12 protein-coding genes are annotated in these 24,565 nt (G+C 38.4%); 8 read left to right on the forward strand and 4 right to left on the reverse strand.

The features are described 5' to 3' along the window. Window positions 1–6 precede the first annotated feature (6 nt). Both MR054_RS04255 and MR054_RS04260 read right to left on the reverse strand, forming a co-directional pair. Window positions 7–2,547 carry a glycoside hydrolase family 3 C-terminal domain-containing protein gene (locus MR054_RS04255; RefSeq protein WP_242156318.1) on the reverse strand — a complete coding sequence of 847 codons (2,541 nt, stop codon included), beginning with the start codon at window positions 2,545–2,547 and terminating at the stop codon, window positions 7–9. Between the two features lie 126 nt (window positions 2,548–2,673). Beyond that, window positions 2,674–4,866 carry a carbohydrate-binding protein gene (locus MR054_RS04260; protein ID WP_242156319.1) on the reverse strand — a complete coding sequence of 731 codons (2,193 nt, stop codon included), beginning with the start codon at window positions 4,864–4,866 and terminating at the stop codon, window positions 2,674–2,676. Window positions 4,867–5,183: 317 nt separating this feature from the next. On the opposite strand from MR054_RS04260, the gene MR054_RS04265 reads away from it, so the two are divergent. The 7 genes from MR054_RS04265 to MR054_RS04295 all read left to right on the forward strand — a co-directional run bounded on the left by MR054_RS04265 (window position 5,184) and on the right by MR054_RS04295 (window position 20,242). Continuing rightward, entirely contained in the window at window positions 5,184–9,326 is a 4,143-nt protein-coding gene (locus tag MR054_RS04265; RefSeq protein ID WP_242156320.1) for a hybrid sensor histidine kinase/response regulator transcription factor, read from the forward strand. 236 nt (window positions 9,327–9,562) lie between these two features. Further along, on the forward strand, window positions 9,563–12,628 hold the full coding sequence (locus MR054_RS04270; RefSeq protein ID WP_242156321.1) for a SusC/RagA family TonB-linked outer membrane protein: 3,066 nt from the start codon (window positions 9,563–9,565) through the stop codon (window positions 12,626–12,628). A gap of 20 nt (window positions 12,629–12,648) precedes the next feature. After that, on the forward strand, window positions 12,649–14,313 hold the full coding sequence (locus MR054_RS04275) for a RagB/SusD family nutrient uptake outer membrane protein (RefSeq protein ID WP_242156322.1): 1,665 nt from the start codon (window positions 12,649–12,651) through the stop codon (window positions 14,311–14,313). A 109-nt stretch (window positions 14,314–14,422) separates the two neighbouring features. Beyond that, window positions 14,423–16,240 carry a glycoside hydrolase family 2 protein gene (locus MR054_RS04280; RefSeq protein WP_242156323.1) on the forward strand — a complete coding sequence of 606 codons (1,818 nt, stop codon included), beginning with the start codon at window positions 14,423–14,425 and terminating at the stop codon, window positions 16,238–16,240. A gap of 4 nt (window positions 16,241–16,244) precedes the next feature. Next, complete coding sequence (locus MR054_RS04285; protein WP_242156324.1) at window positions 16,245–17,648, forward strand: glycoside hydrolase family 44 protein; 1,404 nt, start codon at window positions 16,245–16,247, stop codon at window positions 17,646–17,648. A 7-nt stretch (window positions 17,649–17,655) separates the two neighbouring features. Next, complete coding sequence (locus tag MR054_RS04290) at window positions 17,656–19,032, forward strand: hypothetical protein (protein WP_242156325.1); 1,377 nt, start codon at window positions 17,656–17,658, stop codon at window positions 19,030–19,032. Next, window positions 19,001–20,242 carry a glycoside hydrolase family 5 protein gene (locus tag MR054_RS04295; protein ID WP_242156326.1) on the forward strand — a complete coding sequence of 414 codons (1,242 nt, stop codon included), beginning with the start codon at window positions 19,001–19,003 and terminating at the stop codon, window positions 20,240–20,242. Before MR054_RS04290 ends, MR054_RS04295 begins: the two co-directional genes overlap by 32 nt. Before the next feature lie 176 nt (window positions 20,243–20,418). Here the strand turns inward: MR054_RS04295 and MR054_RS04300 are convergent, their stop codons facing one another. Beyond that, window positions 20,419–20,787, reverse strand: coding sequence for a hypothetical protein (locus tag MR054_RS04300; protein ID WP_242156327.1), 369 nt, complete (start codon window positions 20,785–20,787; stop codon window positions 20,419–20,421). A 280-nt stretch (window positions 20,788–21,067) separates the two neighbouring features. Then, a complete protein-coding gene (locus tag MR054_RS04305; RefSeq protein WP_242156328.1) occupies window positions 21,068–21,994 on the reverse strand; it encodes a 3-keto-disaccharide hydrolase in 927 nt (308 codons plus the stop codon). Between the two features lie 215 nt (window positions 21,995–22,209). Between MR054_RS04305 and MR054_RS04310 the strand changes: the two genes are divergently transcribed. After that, the gene (locus MR054_RS04310) at window positions 22,210–24,288 is read left to right on the forward strand and encodes a M3 family metallopeptidase (protein ID WP_242156329.1); all 2,079 of its coding nucleotides are present in this window, start codon (window positions 22,210–22,212) and stop codon (window positions 24,286–24,288) included. The last annotated feature ends 277 nt before the right edge of the window (window positions 24,289–24,565 follow it).

The raw sequence follows: 24,565 nt of genomic DNA on the forward strand, positions 1-24,565 counted from the left end.
AAAATTTTATAACGAAGCTTTTAAAGTGTTTAAATAATCATATATATCTATAGGGATGACCTTGCCATCCGGTATGTTTATTATGCCTTCACAAGAATTATTATCGGTATTTAAATCGGCGTCTTTTTCTGATTCAATTTTTGCGGTTATCCTATACTGCCCTTTTGAAGCGGTCCAATCGGATGCCTTTATTCCTTCGGCTACTACCATAGTCATACCTCCGACAGGAATGGATATTGATTTAGAATAATAAGTAGCCACTTTTTGGTCATCGACATAAAAATGTACGATATGGTCATCTCCAAAATCAGTTTCGACGGTACCATTGTTTATAAGTGAGGCCATAAAGACCACCTTATCTCCTTCCTTTGGAAAAACCGGCATGGTTCGAATATTTGCAGGGTAGAGGTCGTGCTTAAATTCAGATTGAAGCACAGTAAAGGGCGCCTTTAATTTCAGTTGGTCTGAGGCGCTGCCAATCTGCACCATAAACTCACCTTCAGGGACTTTGTAGGACCGGGATACATCATCATAAATGTACATGTCTTCGGGAGTTAAGTTAAATGTTACGGTTTTAGTTTCTCCGGCATTTAAATAGATTTTCTTAAATCCTCTTAATTGCTTGGATGGCATTTCAATATTTGGAAATATCGAATCTGTAGATAAATATAATTGAGCGACCTCTTCGCCTGCTATTCTGCCAACATTGGTTAGATTGAATTTTACGGTGACGACATCACCTGCCTTTGGGTTTTCGTTTTCCAAACTGATATCGCTATATTCGAAATCCGTATAACTTAAACCAGACCCAAAGGCAAATTCCGGAATGAAATTCTGAGAGTCGTACCATTTGTATCCGACACCGGTGCTGACCATATTTCTAAAATCAGGACGGATTGGAATGATTTGTGCATCGTTTTTCGGCATGGTCGCCGGTAATTTTCCAGATGGGTTATATGTTCCGAAAAGGACATCAACAATTGCTCTACCGGCTTCCTGCCCCGGATAAAAGCCGTATAATAAGGCCTTTATATCATGTATTACAGGGGTTACACTGCAAATACCCCCGGAAATAACAACAAGAATCACATTTGAATTCACTTTTGCAATTTCTTTAATCAATGCGTTTTGCATACCGGGTAGCAAAACCGTTCCAGATGGTCTGTCCGGACGTGTTATAATACCTCCCCCTTTTTCATCACCTTCTTTGTCAATAAAATAGCCCTCGCCTTCAATGGTATGATCTAAACCCCCAATGAAAATAACATAGTCTGATTTCTTTGATATTTCAATTGCCTTTTTAAACTGAGAGGAATCCGTATCGTTTATATTGCACCCTTTTGCATAATTAACACGTTCATTTCCTAACAAGGTATTTAATGCTTCATATACCGGAATCGTATACGACGGCGCAACTTTTGAACTACTGTTGCCATCCAATGGCAATACCGCCGCATTGGGCCCAATTAGAGCAACTGATTTAATCTTTTCTCTGTCGAGAGGTAATACTTTTTCATCATTTTTAAGTAATACCAATCCTTTAAGACCACTTTCGTAAACCAATTCTCGGTGCGCTTTACTATCGATCACACGTTTTGAAATGACAGGTACACCATCTATCATTCCTGATAAAATTTTGGTTCTAAGAACATTTCGTGTAGCGCGATTTACCAGAGTGCTGTCATAAGTTCCATTAGCAACACCTTGCGGTAATTCTTTAATGTATAAATCATTGCCTTCACAAAAATCCAATTCAGAATTTAAGGCCTTTCCGGTATTTCCAAATCCTCCCCAATCACACATGGTATAATAATTAAACCCCCAATGGTCGCGTAACAGGTCCTTAATAAGATATTTGTTCTCTGCACATTTGTCACCATTCACCCAGTTGTAGGCACACATAATGGACATGGCACCGCCGAGTTGAATGGTACGTTTCCAATGGTATCCCCAAAATTCCACTAAGCTTCTATTATCACTTAAATAATTATTCGTTCGCCTATTTAGCTCGTAGGTATTCAAATTATAATGCTTTACCGAACCAAATACTGAAGTCGTGTTTTGACCTTGGACGAAGGCTTCAGAAATTCTTCCACCTAAATAGGGGTCTTCCCCTATGGTTTCGGGTGCACGACCAATGCGCGGGTCGATGAGCAAATCGAGTGTAGGGCCGGCTAATCTATTCTTTCCTCTTGAAGCCTGCTCCAACGAGATGGCACGGCCAACACGCATAATTAACATGGGATCCCAAGTAGCGGCCATCCCAATAGTTACTGGAAACGATGAAAATCCATGGGCTCCGTTTCCAATACCATGTGGCCCATCGCTGCCTTTAAACTGTGGAATTCCTAAACGGTCATTGCCGTCGGTCAAATAATACAATTGTTCAATTTTCTCTTGCATACTCATTTCGGACATCAAGCGATCAAGGCGCTGTTCTAAGGCATTTTCTGTCTCATTAATAGCTTGTTTTTTACAAGTTGGTAATGTGGTTAGAATAAATATGAATACGCACGCTACTTTAACAGGAGTGTCTATTTTGTCCATTTAATTAATAGATTATAAGAATTATTTTGAAGTATGTTTGATGGTCTGAATACATAAAGTAAAAACCTGTGAAGTATGAACGACCCCACAGGTTTTGGTGTGAATAATACCTAGGTATTTCATAAATTACTTAACGATATAATGAACGCAATTTAAAAACAATTGAGAGCCTGCGTCATTATAGGTGAATCCACCTCCTGTGCCAGCCAGGAACATCCGTTTTGAAGGGAATACGGTTGCACCATCATAGGCTGCCGTATTGGCGTCCCATTCTGCTATGGTCACATTGCTACCATCTCCGGTCAAGCCCAGTAAAGTGCCGTTTCCGGGATCTGAAGAGACAATTACATGCAGATTAGATGCGGTAACGGTAAGGGAATTATCACTTCCCAAACTAAGTCCTGTAAAAATAGGATGGGAAGGATCCTGAGCAATTATGGAGGTACCCCCTGATTCATCCTGGTTCGGGGAATTAAAGAATTGCAACCTGGTACTTCGGGCAACATAAGAGCTCATATTTAGGACAGGCTTGGTAACCTGTGCCCATACATTGGCTATCGAAGCATCAAAATTACCACTATTAGTATTTCTCGATATGATGACCAAGTCAAATCCATTTAGTGTTGCTGCTCCTGCAGCATCCAGGTTGTTGTATTTTCCCTGTTCCGCTTCCACGGTATGACCGGAACCTTCAAGTAAAGCAATATACCCGGCATCACCTGTTGGATCGTCTGTAACAAACGCAATGTTGAGCGGATCCGGGGCAGGTTCAGCATAAACGGTGCCCGTAACGATATATTCCACACAATTCAAAAACAATTGAGAGCCTGCGTCATTATAGGTGAATCCACCTCCTGTGCCAGCCAGGAACATCCGTTTTGAAGGGAATACGGTTGCACCATCATAGGCTGCCGTATTCGCATCCCATTCTGCTATGGTCGCATTGCTACCATCTCCGGTCATGCCCAGTAAAGTGCCGTTTCCGGGATCTGAAGAGACAATTACATGCAGATTAGATGCGGTAACGGTAAGGGAATTATCACTTCCCAAACTAAGTCCTGTAAATATAGGATGGGAAGGATCCTGAGCAATTATGGAGGTACCCCCTGATTCATCCTGATTTGAGGAATTAAAGAATTGCAACCTGGTACTTCGGGCAACATAGGAGCTCATATTTAGGACAGGCTTGGTAACCTGTGCCCATACATTGGCTATCGAAGCATCAAAATTACCACTATTAGTGCTTCTCGATATGATGACCAAATCAAATCCATTTAGTGTTGCTGCTCCTGCAGCATCCAGGTTGTTGTATTTTCCCTGTTCCGCTTCCACGGTATGACCGGAACCTTCAAGTAAAGCAATATACCCGGCGTCACTTGTTGGATCGTCTGTAACAAATGCAATGTTGAGAGGGCCAAGTGGGGCTTCCCCACCGGTTACGGTTATTTTATCCAAATTCGTTGATCCACCCGTAAAATATACTCTTAACGTATTTATTCCAGCAGCTAAGTTTACGCCCGAAATGGTCAAGTTTGTATAAGCGGACCACCCTCCGGTATTCGGAAAATCCCCGGTCTCTCCTAATTCGGTGATGTCTCCGCTTAACGGCGCGACGCGTTGTAATTTAATAGATTTTCCTCCACCGCTACTCCCCGATGCTACTGAAAATATGAAGTCATAGGTTCCGGAATCAGCCACGTCCACAGTATAATTTACCCATTCATCGGCATTGGTATAGCCTATGTTAATGAGCGTTCCATCGGCATTAACCTCAACGTCTACACCATCATCCTCCCTGTAGGTTCTTCCATTTGCCGTTTCGGCCTTATTCTCTTCTTCAGCATCATTATAGGCTACACCCTGGCCTCCTTCATCATAATTTTCAGCTTCAATGGTACCGGGAATCGCAACAGCCGATCCTCCAAATGGGATAGGATCAGGCAAGGCATCAATCGGAGCAACTTGAATATCAAAAGTTCTGCGAGCCGTAGTATTGTCTATAAATTTCACAACTAAAACGACCTCACTTTGGAATACCTCTGTAAATGAGGTGTTATTAAAGGTGACTTCAACAGTGGCATCGGTTGATGTTGCAGGTGTACCACCAGGAAAAGTCCATTCCAAAGTATACTCCTTTGTTGTATTCGCAGAAAATGTAATACTTTCTCCGGATTCGATTGAAGTTGCACTGGCAGTAGCTTCTGCGGTCCCTTTATCATAAAGGGTAACTTCAATTATATCATCTTCACAGGAGAACACTCCAATAAATAAGAGTAAAAACAATAATCTCCTTAAAATGAATCTATTTTTTAACACCATAATTTTATTCGTTTAATTGTTAGTATTTAGTTTTTAGATCATTACAAAGGTTGAAATATTATTAAAGGTTAAGGTGTTCAAAAATCTTTCTTTAGGGTGAGATACGTACGGGTATGATTAATCCGATAAAGAAAAGCTATTCTTTAATTGAACTTTTCCTCCAAAACCATTTGACTTTCTTAAAATTTCTGATTATCTGTACAAATACAACCCTAAAAAAGAATGCTAATTCCGTTTTGTACTTCATAATTAATTAAATTGTGATCCATTTATTTTAAAAACTAATTGTGCTTTAATGATTAAATTGGTTGTGTGACATGAGTAAGGTTAAATTCATTATTTTTTGTTTATATCTCATAATTGGGCTTAATCTCAATGGACAAAACTCTGAGTTGTACTTCGAACATATAAATTATGATGAAGACTTTTCACCAAGTATGATTTCAGATCTTTTTCAGAGTAAAAAAGGGTTCGTTTGGATAGGCACAGAAAATGGATTGTTTAGATATGATGGTTATCGGTTTATCAGATATGTTCGGGATAAGAATGTTAAAGGGAGTTTAAGTAATAACCATATAAATGCCATTTTTCAGGATAGCGAAGAAAACTTATGGATTGGCACAAGTAATGGTGTTAATCTATTTAATAGTATTACGAACGAATTTTTGGAGGTTGACATTCCGCCCATTAAAGGGGGACGAAATTATATTACATCTTTCGTGGAAGATGACCGTAAAAATGTATGGGTTGGTACTTTCGGAGGGGTCAAAAAATTAGACAAGACCAATTATTTGCTGGAGAACATATCTACGGATTCCAATTACAACCTGAATCACAGTCGTGTTCTTTCCTTATTCCATGATACCTATTACGGTATTCTCGTCGGTACATCCGAGGGTATAAAATCCTTTGACCCCAATACAGGACTTCAAAAAGCACTGCCTGAAGCCTTTTATAGGAATAAACCGTTCTTAAAGGCTAAATTTTGGAAAATTATAAAAGAAGTCAATGGAAATTTATGGTTCGCCTCTGAGACCATGGGAGTCTTCTATTATTCAAAAACTGATAATATAGTCAAACAATATTCTCACGATCTTAATGACGAAAATACAATTTCTTCCAACTGGGTTAATGATATTATTATAGTTGATGACAGTACCATTTGGTTTGCCACAAATGATGGTTTAAATGTTTATAATAAAGTCAATGATACGTTTACCAGATATAAGCACAATACCTTAAATAGATTTAGTCTTACCGATAATAATATTCAGTGTATTCTCAAGGACAGACACGGGAGTATATGGTTGGGAACCATTGCTGGAGGTGTTAATTATTACAATAAATCCAATTCCAACTTTATTAGCATTGGAGAAACAATCAAACCTAATTTTGGTTTAAATAATGCGATGGTGAATGCCGTTTTGGAAGGAGATGACGGGGGATTATGGGTTGGAACTTATGGAGGTGGTTTGAATTACCTGGACCTCAAAAATAAGTCCAGTGATGTTTACACCAATAACTATAATGATAATAAAAGAACTAAAAATTTAATTACGGCACTGATAGAAAAGGACCGTGACAATTTATTATGTGGCACCTTTAATGGATTATTCGAGTTCAATAAAGATTCTAAAACATATAAACCGATTCCTCTTTCTTTCAATGGATTACAAGAGGACGAGCGTCCAATTACCTCCCTATTAATTGATGATGGCAATATCTGGATAGGAACAAATGGAAATGGGTTAAAACGGGTTTTAAAAAATAAAACCATAGAAAACTTCAGGGCAGACGATACTTCAACGGGGTCTTTAACGGATAACTTTATTTTGGATATCGAAAATAGAGAAGAAGGACTCTGGTTGGCCACTCTGGATGGTTTGAACTATTTTGATAAATCCTTAAAGAAAATTACGAAGGTTTTCAGGCATGACAATGAAAACGATATTGCCAATAATAGTTTAACGGTTTTATTTACCGATTCTAACAACAGACTATGGATAGGGGCAGATTATGATGGCCTGACTTGTTTCGATGAAGAATCGGAAACATTTTTTGTCTTAAACAAGCACAACGGTCTTACGGATGCCACCATTAAAAGTATTTCTGAAGATTCCTATGGTAACCTCTGGGTAAGTTCTGAAGACCTGCTCTTTAAAATAAAAGTAAAGGATGTTGAGGTAAGTGATTTTGAAGATTCTGATTTTGAAATAACATCCTACTCTTCAAAAGATGGATTGGCGGTAAGGCAATTTTCTCTTAACTGTAGTACCAGGTTAAAAACGAACCAACTTGTCTTTGGGGCATCAAAAGGGTTAACCATTTTTGATCCGGATCATATTGTTAAGTCACCGAATGACAGTGAATTATTAATCACCAGACTTGAGGTAAATAACAAGGAAGTGTTGTCCGGAAAAAGTGCGATATTGAATAAACCTATATACGAAACCTCAGAAATTGAATTAGACCATGATCAAGGATATATAGAACTTGAATTTAGCAGTTTAAATTTTGTAAATCCCGAAAATAGCAAATACGCCTACAAATTGGATGATAATTTTAGAGTGGATGAGTGGCATGACATAGGAAAACAAAATCGTATCAATTTAACCAATTTAGATCCGGGATCGTACACATTTTCCGTAAAAACCACGAATAGAGAAAGCGAATGGAACCCTAATATTAAAACCTTAAAAATAGAGGTTTTACCCCCTTGGTGGGAAACAAATTTGGCATATCTCACTTATGCCATACTAATTTTAGGATTCGGACTTTTAATTATACGATTTATAAATAATCGAATAAAATTAAAACGGGAGTTATACTTAGAACATGTGGAAAAAGAGAGGCAACAGGAACTTCATAATATGCAGCTCAATTTTTTTACAAATGTTTCACATGAAATAAGAACACCACTAACGCTAATTACTGGACCGTTGGAGGAACTGTTGTCCTTGGATGGGCAGGAACCAAGATATAATAAGCACTTAAAAACCATAAAGCACAATGCAGACCGGTTACTGAAGCTTTCTAATGAATTGCTGGATTTTAGAAAAGCAGAAAAAGGCCTCTTGAAGATATATTGCCAAAAACAAGACATTGTTGCCTTTTGTTTTGAGGTCTTTGAATCCTTTAAAGGCATTGCTGTTGAAAAAAACATTGAATATAAATTTGTTTTAAATACGAACTCGATCCAGGTATATTTTGATGAAAATCAAATGGAAAAGGTAATTTATAATCTATTATCGAATGCGTTTAAATTTACAAAGAATGGAGGAAAGATAGCATTAGCTGTTGAAAAGTCGAGTGATATGGATGGTAAAGTAAATATTATGGTAAAAGACAATGGCATTGGTATTCCCTATGAAAGTAAAGACCGCATTTTTAACAGGTTTTTCCAGGTTGATGACAGAGGTGTTCAAAAGATGGGCAGTGGTGTGGGTTTGGCTTTGTCCAAAAGTATCGTGGAGTTACATAATGGAGAAATTAGCATTCTTGAAGACACGGAGTCCTGGGCGACCACGGTATTCCAAATTTCACTATTGACGGGTAAAAGTCATTTGTTGGATTCTCAGATCGTAAAAGCGGAGTCCTCTAAAGTTAATGATTTTGCCGCAAACGATGTGATTCAAATAAAGGACCCTCAGGACACCATAATTCTAGAGGAGGACGAAAAATGCATTATCGATTCTAACAAAAAAACCATACTCATTGCAGAGGATAATGAGGATGTTAGAAAATTTATTTCTTCCATTTTAAATGAAACGTATAATGTTATACAATTTGATAACGGGAATGATGCTCTGGAATATATGGAAAAAGAAATTCCTGATTTAGTAATTAGCGACATTATGATGCCCGGAATGGATGGCCTTGAATTATGCAGTATCATAAAAAATAAGGAAGCTTTAAATCATATTCCTGTTATTTTACTAACAGCAAAATCTTCGACTGCAAATAGAATTGAGGGGCTTTCAACCGGAGCGGACAGCTATATTTCTAAGCCATTTAGCCCGAAAGTATTAAAGCTCAATGTTGCCAATATTCTGAAGGCTAAGGATATTTTAAGAGAGAAGTATAGTGGCAATTTTATAATTGATTCCAATTTGGATAAATTGGAAACTCCTGAAGAGATGTTCATAAAAAAATTAATGAAAATAATAGAAGCCAATATTGAAAATCCCGATTTTGATGTCAATACTCTGGTAGATGAGATTGGTATGAGCCGAACCATTTTGTATAAAAAAGTTAATGCGCTAACCAATCATTCCGTAGCAAGTTTGATTAAGCAGATTAGATTAAAAAAGGCGGCCGACATCATATTAAACACATCCTATCCAATTTCTGACGTTGCATTTTTGGTAGGGTTTAACGATAGAAAACATTTTAGTAAGGAATTTAAAAAGGTCTATAATTTCTCACCGTCCATGTATAAAAAATCCAAGCAAAGCGTTTAAGAGATACAGAATTTTATATTCAAAACACCATCATTTCCAAGAAAACTAAGACTTCAATGATGTTTTCTTTATTCTAATCAGTTGAAAATCAGCAAATAATATCTGCGCGTACATACATACCCCTACAAACGCATATTTTCCTCCCCTGTTATTAATTTTTAAAAATCAAATTTGTTGTTGAGATAATCTAATGATATAGATGATACAATTAATATTCTAACTAAACTTTCTTAAACATGAAAAAAAACAAACTTCTAAGCATACTCTCGCCCATTAATTACGGGATAAGATTGGGTTTTATTTTATTCATGTGTACGGCATTTTTAAATGTACATGCACAACAAATAGCCTTATCTGGTTCAGTAGTCGATGAAATGGGGGTTCCTTTACCCGGAGTTAATATTATTGTTGACGGAACAACAAGAGGAACTCAAACCGATTTTGATGGTAATTATTCTATTAATGCAACACCTTCAGAGGTAATTACCTTTTCGTATGTAGGCATGAAATCCATTTCAGTTTTGGTTGGTAATCAAACCAATATCCGAGTAACCATGGAAACCGATGCCCAATTGGACGAAGTCGTTGTCATTGGTTACGGAACTAAAAAAATAGATGATGTGGTAGGATCTGTTGCTATTGTAGATCCGGAAGAAATGACCAAAGTCGCTACGGCCGATGTAGGTGAGATGTTAAGAGGTCAGGCAACGGGAGTTCGCGTTACTCTCGGTAACACCGGTGTGGGTCAATCTTCAAACATTGTGGTAAGAGGTCAGGCTTCCTTAACAAATAATTCTCCCTTAATAATAGTTGATGGTGTTCCCGCGGGTGCATTAAATGATATTAACCCCAATGATATAGCATCTTTAAGTGTGCTTAAGGATGCCGCCTCATTGGCGATATACGGTGCACGAGCAGCGAATGGGGTCATATTAATAACAACGAAAAGAGGAAAAACAGGAAAAGCAACAGTTACTTACAATGGATCATCAGGTATTCAAACCTTTAATAAGGGTTTTGAAACCTATTCGCCAACCGAATGGGCGGATATGGTGAGAGAAGGGGATCGTCATGCTAACCTGGGGATCATTAATTCAGACGAGGTCATATTTGCCAGTTTATATAATAACATACAAAACGGTATTACCACAGATTTTGAAGATCTAATCCTGAGAAGTGGGACTATTCACAATCATAACATCAGTTTATCGGCCGGTACGGAAAACACCTCTGTTTATGCCAGTGTTAACTATTTAGACCAAAAAGGTATTGTAATCAATACGGATTATGATAGAGTCACAACCAGAATTAATGCCACTCAAAAAATTACCGATTGGTTAGATATGGGAGCAAATATCATGTTTCAATATTCCAACGCCTCTCAACCAAGAAACGTAAACGGTGCCATCAGTCTGGCTACTGCAGCGAATCCATGGGGGACGCCTTATAATGATGACGGTAGTTTTAAACTGTTTTATTTAGAAACGTATAACAGTGATATTACCAATCCATTAGTTGATTTATATGAAACAACTTCTATTTCAGAATCAAAAAATGACATGCTTAATCTTTATGCCAATTTTGGTTTGTTTAAAGGATTTAATTACAAATTAAACCTGAGTAGAAGAACGTGGAACAATAAAAACAGACAATACTCCAGCTTGAATTCTGAAAGTGGATTACGTTCTGGTTTTGGAAGCGGCTTTCACAGATATCGTGATGTTACCGAGTGGCAGTTAGAAAATATCCTTACGTTTTCAACAGATTTCGATACCGATAACTTGCATCAATTGGATTTAACAGCAGTACAGAGTGTCTTTAGTACAAATTACACGGATTTTCAAGTTAATGGTACCGGTTTCGTAACAGATGCCTTAATGGGAAATAATTTAGATTTAGCCTCCGCTGTAACCATAGGAAGACATGATGGAAGCAAAAGAAATTTAGCATCATTTGTAGCTCGGGCTGAATACAACTATGACTCTAGATATTATCTAAGCGCTTCCATCAGGGCTGATGCCAGTTCCGTATTTGCTCAAAATGAAAAATGGGGTTATTTCCCTGCAGTTGGTGTAAGTTGGAATGCCCATAATGAACGGTTCTTACAAGATGTCGATGCGGTAAATAATTTAAAACTTAGTTTAAGCTATGGACAAATTGGAAATCAGGAAGCCGTAAGCCCATATGGAACTTTAATTTTAGCCAGTATTGGTAGAACTGACACTAATGCCGGTATTTTTACCGAAAACACTTCAAGATTTATCAGTCCGGATCTGACCTGGGAGACCACTACAAATTTAAATGCAAAGCTGGACTTTGGTTTTTTCAATAGATTAAGAGGTACTGTTGAATATTATATCAATGAAACTACCGATTTAATCCAAACCGTGAATTTATCAGCTGATTCCGGATTTGATGCACAGGTATTAAATGTAGGAACTGTGGAAAATAGAGGTATAGAAGTTGGATTAAGTGGTGATTTATTGAAAACAGATGATCTCACTGTAAATCTCGCGGTTACCTATACGAACAACACTAATGAAATCATTGATTTAGGAGGTGATCAAAATGGTGATGGTGTGATTAATATTAATGATGCGTATCAAACCACAAATGGCAACTGGCTCATACCGGGGCAGCCCATCAGTGTGTCTTATAGAAATATTGATGGCGGTATTTGGCAAGAGGGAGAAGACATTCAAGGGTCAACACTGCTCTCGGGATCAAATAATACCAGCCTTAGAAACTCCTCTTTACCCGGGTGGTACAAGCCTTTTGATGGTAACGGAGATGGTGTTTATGATCCGGTTTCCGACAGAGTGATCATACCACTTGTTGAAGATTGGTTTGGAAGCGCTGTTCTTAACGTTAATTATAAAGGATTCGATCTAACAGCTAATTTTTTAGCAGTTCAAGGATTGAGCAGACAAAATAACTTTTTATCAGGTTATGCCGAAGGCGGTGATCACCGCGGTATTTTTAATACAGTTAAACAAAATTATTGGACCCCTGAAAATCCGGGTGGTACTTTTGCCAGACCCATTACTTCCGGCAGCGGTATATCCAATGTATGGTGGGGCAATATGCAAGACGCGTCATATGTGAGATTACAAAACGTGACCATAGGTTATTCATTACCTGCCGATGCGCTTTCAAACATAGGATTATCGAAATTACGTATTTATGTCACAGGCAGTAATTTATGGACCGATACTGACTTCCAATCCTTTAGCCCGGAAGCCAGCTTAGATCGCAGCCCCGAGCCCGTGACTATAGTTGCCGGTTTACAATTAGGTATTTAATAACCATTAAATTAAATAAAATGAGTTCAAAGAAAATATTAAAAAAGTATACATATATTTTTATTCTATTGACATTGTCTATAGTGTCATGTGATAGTTTTTTAGAAGAAGATCCTCAGTACGACGGTTTAGGAAGTCTTGTAAAAACTGACCCGGCTTCTGTTGAGAATGCAACCGCTATATTTTATCAATTTGCTCGACGTTCCAACGCCGGCGGAGGGTTTTATGATGGTGATCGTTTAGGCGCCAACGCCATATTATTGGCCGGAACGGATTTGGGCCAAGTTAGAACGTGGTATCGCCCCTATGGTTCCGGTCATAATCCATTAAATGGTCAGTTAGCGGCTAAATGGAATGATGGCTATGAATTTTTGAATAAATTAAATTTATTCATTGATGAAATTGACGCCTCTAAAGAAGAATTGGGCGAGCTAAACGAGGTTCAAAAGAAATCACTCGCAGAAGCGCGGTTATTTAGAGGGGAAACCTTTTTTACTTTGCTAAGATTGTATGATAATATTTTACTGGATACCATACCTTCAACTATTGAAACCTACCTTGCCGGGGAATCAATAGATTATACGCCTGCAAATAAAGCGGATGTCTATGCTTTGATAGATCGTGATTTCGATTATGCCATTGCAAACCTCCCTTCGGCTTCACAAGCAGAATATGGCAAGTTAAATAGCGCCGTTGCCAGGTTATTAAAAGGTAAAAGTGCCATGTGGCAGCAAGACTATGCCGAAGCCAAGACTCAGTTTGAAGAGATTATCAACAACAGTGGTAAATCATTAGTTGCGTTAGATCAGGTTTTTGGTCAAAATTTAGATCATTCGGAAACCTTGTTTGTCTACAAACGGGATCTTGCCACGGCCGGTGATGGCAATGATTATTTTTCACTTGGAGGACGACCTTCGCATTTAGCCGGTATGTTCCAGTCTCGTTGGTACGAAGATTCTGCAGGAAGGTTTGTGCAAGATCTTGATAATGGGGGCCAATCATTAGGCTGGGCTCACCCAAACGATTATTTACAATCGCTCTATGGTCCGGTTTCTATTCCAGACCCTGCCCAACCTTGGTTTAAAAGAGTTTCAACTGAAGATTTAAGATATACTACGTACTTTTTCCCGGAGACCTTAGTGGCTAATAATCCCTCCCACCCAGAATTTGGTAAGGAACAGTTTACTTATGATGATAACATAAGACGTTATCATTTTAGTTTAAAGAAATACTGGGATACAGAAAGCAAGGAACCTTTAACCAATGATAGCTGGAAAGATCATGTGGCTTATCGTTTAGGTGAAGTTTATATGCTTGCAGCGGAAGCTAATTTGTGGTTAGGTGATGAAGCCAAGGCATTAGAATATCTAAATGCTATTAGAAGAAGAGCTTATTTTGGCTCACCCGGGTCTTCTGATACAACCTATGATTTTACAACATTAAATTTAGACACCTACCTTGAAGAATCCGCGCGAGAATTGGCAATGGAAGGGAATAGATGGTACTTATTAAAGCGATTGGGTTTACTGGTGGAAAGACAAAATTTACATTACTATTACGGTTCAAATTCCATAGACCTGGTTTTAGAACCGATGCAACCCCATATGGTTAATCACCCCATTCCGCAGAGCTTTATAGATGCGTCCAATAATCAATATCCACAAAATGACGGATACGGATTATAGCATAAGTAATTTGAGTTAGTTTGTTGTTTAGTTTAAAATGACGGGTTTAGGTAAAACATATTACCTAAACCCTCGCTAAACTCCTTCTAAACCTTTATAAAAATAAACTATGAATTTATTAAGAATTTTATGGGCATTAGTTATTGTGACTACAATGAGCTATTCCTGTTTTTCCCAAAAAACATTTCAGAACATTTCAAGCAGAAATGGTATCAGCCTTAACGGAACCTGGAACTATATTATAGACCCTTATCAAATGGGCTATTTGGATTACAGACTGAAGCCATTTGACGAAAGCGCAACAGGAAAAGGAGGGTTTTATGAGAATTTAAACAACCTTGAGAAATCGGAAAGAGCAGAATATAATTTTAACCATGAACCAACATTGGAAGTTCCCGGAGACTGGAATTCCCAGGATGAAAAATTAGAATTTTATGAGGGTACGTTATGGTATAAAAGAGACTTTACCATAGCTCCTGAAACCGATAAAAGATACTTCTTGCATTTCGGAGCCGTAAATTATGAAAGCCACATTTATCTCAACGGGAAAAAGTTGGGCGTACATAAAGGTGGGTTTACACCATTTCAGTTTGAGATAACTCATGCCCTGGTTATGGGCGACAACTTCGTTGTTGTCATGGTGGACAATACCAGAAAAAAGGATGAAATCCCAACCATTAATACCGACTGGTGGAATTACGGTGGCATTACACGGGATGTCACCATATTTTCCACGCCAAAATCCTTTATCAGTGATTATAGAGTACAGCTTGCCAAAAATAAGACCCATACCATTGAAGGTTATATACAATTAGAGGGCAACAATACCAAGGAAGCCGTTAATCTTGAAATACCGGAGCTAAATATAAAAGCGTCCTACAATACCGATGAAAACGGTATGGTTAAATTTAATATTCCTGTCTCAGGTATAAATTATTGGTCCCCTGAAACCCCCAAACTTTATAAGGTTATCATTTCTTCTGAAAGCGATGAAATTTCCGATAATATAGGTTTCAGGACCATAGCTACCCAGGGTAAGGACATCATCTTAAATGGTAAATCTATTTTTCTAAAAGGAATTTCCGTTCATGATGAGAATCCATTGTTGGGTGGCAGACTACGCTCTGAAGGGGATATGAGAATGATACTCAACTGGGCCAAGGAATTGGGCTGTAATTATATTAGATTGGCGCACTACACGCATAACGAAAGAATGCTGCGGTTATGTGATGAGGTAGGCCTTCTGGTTTGGGCTGAGGTCCCCGTGTATTGGACGATTTCCTGGACCAATCCAGAAACTTACAAAAATGCTGAAAATCAATTATCCGTTGGCATTGAACGCGACAAAAACAGATCAAGTATAATCATTTGGTCAGTAGGAAATGAAACCCCGGTATCGGCAGTCAGAAATGACTTTATGGGTAAGTTGGTGAACACCGTAAGAAGCCTGGACGATACAAGACTGGTGGCTGCCGCCCTTGAAGTTGAAAGACATGGTTATACCGTAACTGTAGATGATGAACTGGGAGAAAAATTGGATTTGGCCAGTTTTAATGAATATGGCGGCTGGTATTGGTCCAATGCAAAAGAATTGCCAAAGTATTCCTTTGAAATTAAATTTAATAAACCGGTAGTCATTTCTGAATTTGGTGCTGGAGCATTAGGGGGATTTCATGCCGATGAAGATACCATGTGGAGCGAAGAGTATCAGGAATTGATTTATATCAATCAATTGGAAATGCTGGATAAAATAGATGGTCTGCGTGGTATGACCCCCTGGATACTTGTCGATTTTAAATCCCCAAGACGACAACATCCCGTATATCAAAATTTCTGGAATAGAAAAGGATTGCTTTCAAATACAGGTAAAAAGAAAAAGGCCTTTTTTACTTTACAAGATTATTACAAAAATAAATTCCTGGACTAAAAATATGAGGCATAGTATTTTAGTCGAATTCTTACCCGGAAAAATCCTATTTGGATGTATAGTGTTATTGCTGATACATTCTTGTGTCAATAAAGAGCGTTCCTATCAAGAGCCTTCGAATAATAGTATGCCGCCCATTGCCAAAATTCAAGAAGATGAAAACATAGAGATTAGTCGAATGTTGGTGGGAACCAATGTTTGGTACATAGACCCGAGTCATGAGGTTTGGGAATTAATTAAAACATCTGGGGTGTCCTCTTTAAGAATTGGAGGTCATGCCTATGACAGAAAAATCCCGGGTAAAGATCAGCTTAAAAGTTGGGTGAAGAGAATTCAAGATATGGGAGCGGAACCCATTTTACAGGTATCTCAATATGACCCTCCTGAAAACGCCGCCGAACTGGTAAGGTATTTTAATGTGGATTTAACTACCGGTAAGCCCATTAAATATTGGAATATTGGTAATGAACCCTGGTTACAAAATGGAAAGCCTGAATTATCTGAAGTCGGTAGTATGGTTGAATCGTATTTTAAGCCAATAGCAAAGGCTATGAAAGAGATTGATTCCAATATTAAGATATATGGACCCGATCTTTGTTATTACATGGATGAAGCCATTAATGATCTGTTTGGTGGCAAGAATGATATTTCCGGAAAAATCCCGGGTAAGGCGTATTACTTCTGTGACGGTATTTCATGGCATAGGTATCCACAGGATCAGAATATTAATTTGGCATATGAAGGAATCGAAGATTTTAAATCTTCCATAATAAAATGTAAAGCTAAAGTGGATGAAATAAACACCAAGCATAATAGAAAGGAGGATAATGTATTGGGCTGGGGTATTGGCGAGTACAATGCGAAAGGCGGACCACAAGTTCATACCTGGGAAAATGGTCAGATGTTTGCAGGAATCCTGGATTTATGTATGAAATATGAAGCCACCTATGCCGCAAGTTGGAGCATGTTCGAAAATTCAGGTAATCGGAAAGGCACTGATTTTAGTTTAATCGATGGAAAAAATATGACACCAAGGCCCAGTTATCGTCACATTGAAATGATCGCCAACAATTTTACTGGCTATTACGCAGAAGGTAACTCGTCATTATCAGATATCATAACGTTTGGCTCTTATGAAGGATCTAAAGTAAGTGTCATGATTATGAATCGGGCCAAAGATTTGAAAATCTATAATTTGTCATTAAAAAACGCCGATACCATAGCACATGAAAACCTATTGAAACTGAATATAAATGCAAATAGTAATTTGATATATACAGACAGTATTGATGGCTTATCTACACAGACACTGGTGTTTGAAAACGATAAACTGCTTAAAACCACGTATTCCAGTACGTTTTTTGAAAATGAATTACCTCCCAAAACAGTAGAAATAAACTTAAAATAAAGATCATATGAAAAAATTAAATTTATTAATCGGGTTGATGACGCTCCTTTTATGCATTTCTTGCAGCGATGATAAGGTCGTTTTCATTGATGGCGAAGCTGTTGAAAATCCGGACGATGGAAATATGGACCCCGGCCCGGGGACAGCAATTAGTCCATTATTAGTAGGAAATAATGCATGGAGTTATACCAGAAACATCACAGACCAGGTATGGGATTTAACGGCCGATGCAGGAATGCAATCCATAAGAATTGGGGGGAATGGCTATAATGACGATATGCCTTCAAACGCGATACTAACAGATTGGGTAAAAAGAATACAGGCCATGGGGGCAGAACCGATCATGCAGGTTTCACAAAAGGATCCTGCTTCAGAAGCAGCCGCATTGGTTAAACTTTTTAATGTTGACTTGATTACCGGTAAACCCATTACGTACTGGAATATCGGTAATGAACCATGGTTGGAATTTAATTCGACTCCAACAGCTGTCGCTGGTTTAGTAGAGCCCTATTTCAAAGAACGTGCTGCTGCAATGAAGGAAATAGATCCAGGCATTAAAATTTATGGGCCTGATTTCGCTTATTATATAGAACCCGCGATAGATGATTTATTTGGTGGTAAAAATAACATCGCAGGAAAAGTACCTGGTAAGGATTATTACTATTGTGATGGGATTTCATGGCACAGATATCCGCAGTCAGATTCAGCAAATCAAAACTTAGCCTATGAAGGACTCGATGGATTTGAAGATTCAATAATAAAATGCAAGGAAAAAGTTGATGCCGTTAATGAGGCATTGGGAAGAACTGGCGCTAACGCATTAGGCTGGGGAATTGGCGAGTTTAATGCTAAAAACGGGTCCTATGTTCACAATTGGGGGAATGGTCAAATGTTTGGAGGGATTTTAAACTTGTGTATGAAGTACGAAGCCACTTATGCCACAACTTGGAGTATGTTTGAAAACGGTGGAAATAGAGCCGGTACCGACTATAGTTTTATTGATGGAGCAAATATGACCCCTAGAGCAACATATCGCCACATGCAAATGATTGCTGAAAACTTTAATGGTACCTATTACGAAGGAAAATCTAGCAAGAGCGATATCATTGTATTTGGTACTGTTGATAATGATAAAACCAGTGTCATGATAATGAATAGAGCAAGCTCAGCGACTGCCTTTAATTTGACTTTGAATTATTCAAATAGTAATACAAGCGGTGGTGTAGCCTTAAATGTTAATGCAGGAAGTCCCTTATCACACAGCGGGGACATTGAAGGTTTAGCAACCCATGTGTATGTTTTCGAGAATGGACATGTAACCCGGACATCTTACACGAATTCAAATTTCTTGAATGAAGAAGCCCCAACTGTTACGGCATTATAATAATTTACTATTGAAAAATGATATGATGATTGGAGAAAGCATTTTATCGCGTTTTGGATTATTGGTGTTGGGGATATTAACATTTATGACCTTGTCTTGTTCGGGATCTGAAGATGTTGTGTTTGTTAAAGAAGATATAAATGAGACAACGGATCCCGATCCCTCAAGAACGGGAATACTATCGGCAAAGGAAATTACTATTGAAATGTCCGCCGGTTTTAACTTAGGAAATGTATTTGACAATGGAATTAATGCAACTACTTTTACCAGTATTAAACCGATTATCGACTTATATGTTGATGCCGGTATGAAGCATGTTAGAATTCCGGTAACATGGATGGATAGATTTACGAATAATCTTGCGAATGAAAATGGTATTATCGATATCAATAACCCAAGATTTCAGGAACTTGTAAAAACAATAGACTATGCAATTAGTATTGGACTTTATGTTGTGATCAATACGCATCATGAAGTATGGCTAAAAGATCATTATGACGGTTCTGGTGTATATGAGTCTAAGTTTTTTACTTTATGGACAGAAATAGCTACTCATTTTAAAGAGTACGATCAACATCTCATTTTTGAAATTTTAAACGAGCCTGAGGGTAAGTTGGGACAATGGAGTTCTACCGAAAATTGGCCTGATCCAAACAGCTCTATTGCTTTGTCATCTACGCGAACAGTAAATGAAATAGGATACAATGCAATTAGAGCAACGGGAGGTAAGAATGACACACGTTTTATAATGGTATCCGTTAATGGTCAAGGGAATGAAGTAATGATTGAAGAGGTCTATCCTAATAAATCCTATTTACCAGGTGGAGGTAGTGACAAATATCTTGGAATACAAGTGCATAGCTATAACCCATGGAGTTTTTGTGGACAAACTGGCAATAATAGCAACTTCCCAGGGACTGCAACAATTGAAAATGCCATCAAGAAAGTAGGCCTCCACTCAAAACTCTTAGATGTCCCCATAAATTATGGTGAATTTGGTGTAGGCAGACAAGGTACTTCATCAAGCCCTATATCAGAAAGAAACTCTGATATTGTAAAAGGATATTACCGGACATTTCATACCAGAACTTTAAGTGAACAAATGTCATATAGTGTTTGGGATGATAGAGGTTGGTTTGGTTTAGTGAATCAAACAGGGACCAACTTTACGAACAACATCGTTCCTTTTATGTTTACTGGCAACATCTAATATCCTTAATTTCAACATTAAATTTATTAAAATGGATGTCTATTGCATAAAAGCCCCTAAAAACGGGGTGGTTTTGTGAAGGGTGCTCACGCTCTTGACGCGGGGTAAGGAACCTTTATAATTTTTGTTTTTAAGGGTTGTTCTGGTGTAATTAGTTAGAATACCTGTTACTTTATCTAATCAAACCAGAGCATATCCAAAATCATCCCGTTTGGAGGGATAAGCTCATTCACATCCGTAAGCACAACCATTAATCCCGTATTATCCTTAAGATCCAAATGAGACAATTGATTGTCGAAACAGTAGAGATAGAGCAATGAGGTAAACGCTTCAATTCCTGTCAGGTCTTTAATAGGTCTGTTGGAAATATCTAAGGAGGTCATTAATTCGGCATCCCTTTTTAACAGGTAACCGTTAACCAGACCATCTGAGTCTATCTTCAGATCAATTAAGGTTTGTTCAAAATTCTTGTCCGGAATTTCTACTCTTTGAGAATAGGCGGTAAAGGATATCAGCGCGCATATCCAAAGCACAATGGATTTCATAGTTTTTAGGTTAGTTGGAATGAATTTGCCTTAAGATAGGAAAAATTGTTAACCAACAGTGCATTTAGGTTCTATTTTTCTTAAATCCCACCCCTTGGTCTAACCGAATCTTATAGGACCAAACCGGTTAATAATTTATATGGGCATTGCACAGGGACTGACCAGGTACATTGTGAATATCTGGGTTGACCTCGATATGGAAATAAAGATACCATATGAAACAAAAATGACAGGTTTGTAATGATTAGCAGGAAATAACCTGAAATTTTGCTTGTTTGTTTTAATTAAACAACGGCATTTTATCTATAGATCGAATGCTGATATTACGATAAAACACTTCAGCGCCCTCAGATTGTAGCTGAATCTTACCTTTGGATAGCGGTATGATATTACCATTTACAAATTCACCAATAGCTGTTAAGTGCATGTTAATATGACCATTCACCACATGAAAACTTTCACGACCATAAGCATAAATATCCAATCGATTCCAGGCCCCATAATCCTTTTCATAATCGCCCGCTTTTTTACAATATCTTTCCGTTCTCATGTTAATCGCATTAAAGGGGGCACCGGCATCATACTTATACATCTCCTTGTCTTCGGTAAAGCGTATACTTCTAACATTTGCAGTGGTGGAATCGACACACCATAAGTCACCCGTATCCGTTTCCTGAACCTGCATTTCCACAGAACGCATCCATACCTTTCCGGCAGCGCCCTCTAAACCCACCGAATGGTAAAGCACGCCACTATCGCGCTTACTGTTTTCCCTGGGCGGATATTTAGTTTTACCCCATTTAAATTCCAGGCTCAAATGGTAATTTTCATATTCTTTTTTTGTTACAAGAATACCAAATACTTCTCCCGAAATACGGATTGCCGGAGCACCATCCACTTCAACAACCGAAAACACATGTAAGGGATCCTTATTGTAACCAATAGGTTCGGTATATTTACCCTTATCCTTTGCCAGGCCTTTCACCTCTGAAGTGGACTGCGGCACACCCAAATAGGTATTCCAACCGCTCAAATCCTTTCCATTAAATAAAGTCTCACGCTGTGGCTTAACCGAATCTACTTTAGTGGACGCCCCGGAAGTCGTTTTGCTTTTACAGGATACCATAACCATTAAAAAGGTCAAAACGAAAGCATGCATAGTATTCACTGCTATTTTATTAAAGCCTATCCTCTTAATCCTATACATTATATAAGCGTCATGTTAAACCACTAAATATAGCTAATTATTATCGCTTTACGTCATTCGGTTATCCAATGGCATATTTTATTTTTTACAATTTTCCTATAAATCAAGGTCTGTAATCCGTCTTCCCAACGCCCTCTTATATTAAAATTCGTAACTTATAAACCAAAACGATTCTGAATACCATGGTTTTCCCGGCCATTTTAATGAAACCCATTATGCGATTCAAAACCCTTTTATTTTATTCGATTGCGCTATCCGTCTCAATAGCCTGCTCCAATCACACCGAAGTTAAGCCCTTGGAAATGTCTGCAGAAAATCCTTTTAATGTGGCCCTTAATGAGCCCATAGCCTATGCAGAGGTAAAGGCCAATCATTTAAAGGAATATGTTCAGTATACAATGGATCATGCTGTTAAAGAGTTGAATGCCCTGAAAGGAACGGACAAAATCAATTTTGAAAACACCTTTGGCAGGTATGATGCCATTTTAAATCAGGTTGATATTGCCAAGAATAATGCCTTTAACCTCTTTTGGGTATCCCCCGATTCCTTAGTAAGAGCTGCAGGCAATCAAGGCAACCAAACCTTAGATTCATTGAAAAAAGCCATGACCTCCGATAAGGTCTTCTTTAACAAGCTTCAGTCCTTTGCAGCTTCAGCAGACGGTAAGACGCTTAGTGGTCTTAAAAAAAGATTAATGGATGTGGTTATCCATAACTTCGAACGATCCGGGGTAAATTTGAGCGCTAAACAGTTAGAACAGTATAAAAGACTTTCTGCTGAGATCAACCAACTATCGTCCCAGTTTACAAGTAACATGAACACAGCCAACGACGTGCTTGTCTTGAGCGAGGAACAGGCCATTGGTTTACCGGAGAATTTCAAGGACCAATACCGCCTGGATAACGGCGGGTATGAGATTCCTGTCATTAACAGCACAAATGGTCCCGTAATGGAAAATGCTGAATCCGGTGCCGTTCGGAAAGCGTATATGACGAAATTCTTAAGCAGAGGGGCCGATGGCAACCTGAGTATTTTAGATTCCCTAATCAGCAAGCGTTATCAATTGGGACAATTAATGGGCTACGACTCCTATGCGGCCTATAAATTAGCAAACCATATGGCTAAGACGCCGGAACGGGTCTGGGAATTTCTAGATGGCCTGGTGGAAGCCTCCAGAGACAAGGTACAGAAAGAGGTGCGTGCATTAAAGATGATCAGAAATTCGAAACATCATACCCCCCAAGATGACAGCCCCATTAATCCTTGGGATATAAGCTATTATCAAAACCTGCTCTTAAAAACGACATTCAAAGTAGACCATGAAAACATGCGGCATTATTTTCCTATGGAACGCTGTCTGCAAGGCGTATTTGATATTTATCAAATCCTTTTGGGGTATACCTTTAAACCCGTTGAAAATGCCTCTGTTTGGGCCGAAGGCGTACAAATGTATGAAGTGTACGAGGGGAACACCCTAAAGGGGCGGTTTTATCTGGACCTGTTTCCAAGACCCAATAAGGAGACCTGGTTCTATGGCAAATACTTCAGCAAAGGAGGTCAAACAGCGAATGGCTATGAAATACCCCAGGCCATGTTGTTAAGCAATTTCACTAAACCTACAGATACCCAACCGTCATTACTCAGTTTTAAGGAATTAGAAATCCTGTTCCATGAGTTTGGACATATTATGACCTTTATGGCTTATGAGGGCGCGTATTTTACCCTGGCAGAACCTGAAGAGGATTTCACCGAAGCAACGTCCCAGATCTTTGAAAATTGGTTAGGGGATTATGATATTCTGCGCTTATTTGCCAAACACTACGAAACGGGTGAGGTCTTCCCCAAATCGCTTTATGACAATTTGCAACGTGCGAATACGGTTTTTTCCGGTTTAAGTTTACAAAGGCTATTACGTTTTGCCAAATATGATATGAGCATATATGATCGATACACCCCCGAACAACCATTAAACACGGATCAATTATGGCAGGATATTGATACCGACATGGGCGTCCTGGATCGTTATGTGGAGGGCACCCATAAACAGGCCAATTGGATTCACATTAATACGTACCCGGTATATTCTTATAGCTACATTTGGTCCAGAGTATATGCCCAGGATATGTTTACGCAGTTTGAAAAAAATGGATTGCTGGATCCTGAAACCGGAAGGCGCTATAGAACACTCATTTTGGCCAATGGCACTCAAAACGACATCCATAAGGCACTGGAAGCCTTTTTAGGCAGACCCTCGAATAACAAGGCCTATATTGAGAGTCTGGGATTGGAATAAATACAGATCCATATTTAAATAATAAAAACATCATAGCAGGTTTAAGACCTCATTACAAATAGAATCCTATGGATAGTTTTATGATTTTTAAATTGCAGATGGCCCATTAAAAGTTAGGTCCCCATATGGGCTCTTTTTTCCATAAAAAACGTAGCAAGTTTACCTGCCTTTGGTAGGTTGGTGTTTTATAGCAAAAGGTCATTCATGCCTGCCATCCAGTTAAAATATGAGCTATGGTATAAAACCCCCACACAACGGCTTAAATGGTATACATAAA

Source organism: Aestuariivivens sediminis (genome assembly GCF_022662105.1).
GTDB classification, from domain to species: Bacteria; Bacteroidota; Bacteroidia; order Flavobacteriales; family Flavobacteriaceae; genus Aestuariivivens; species Aestuariivivens sediminis.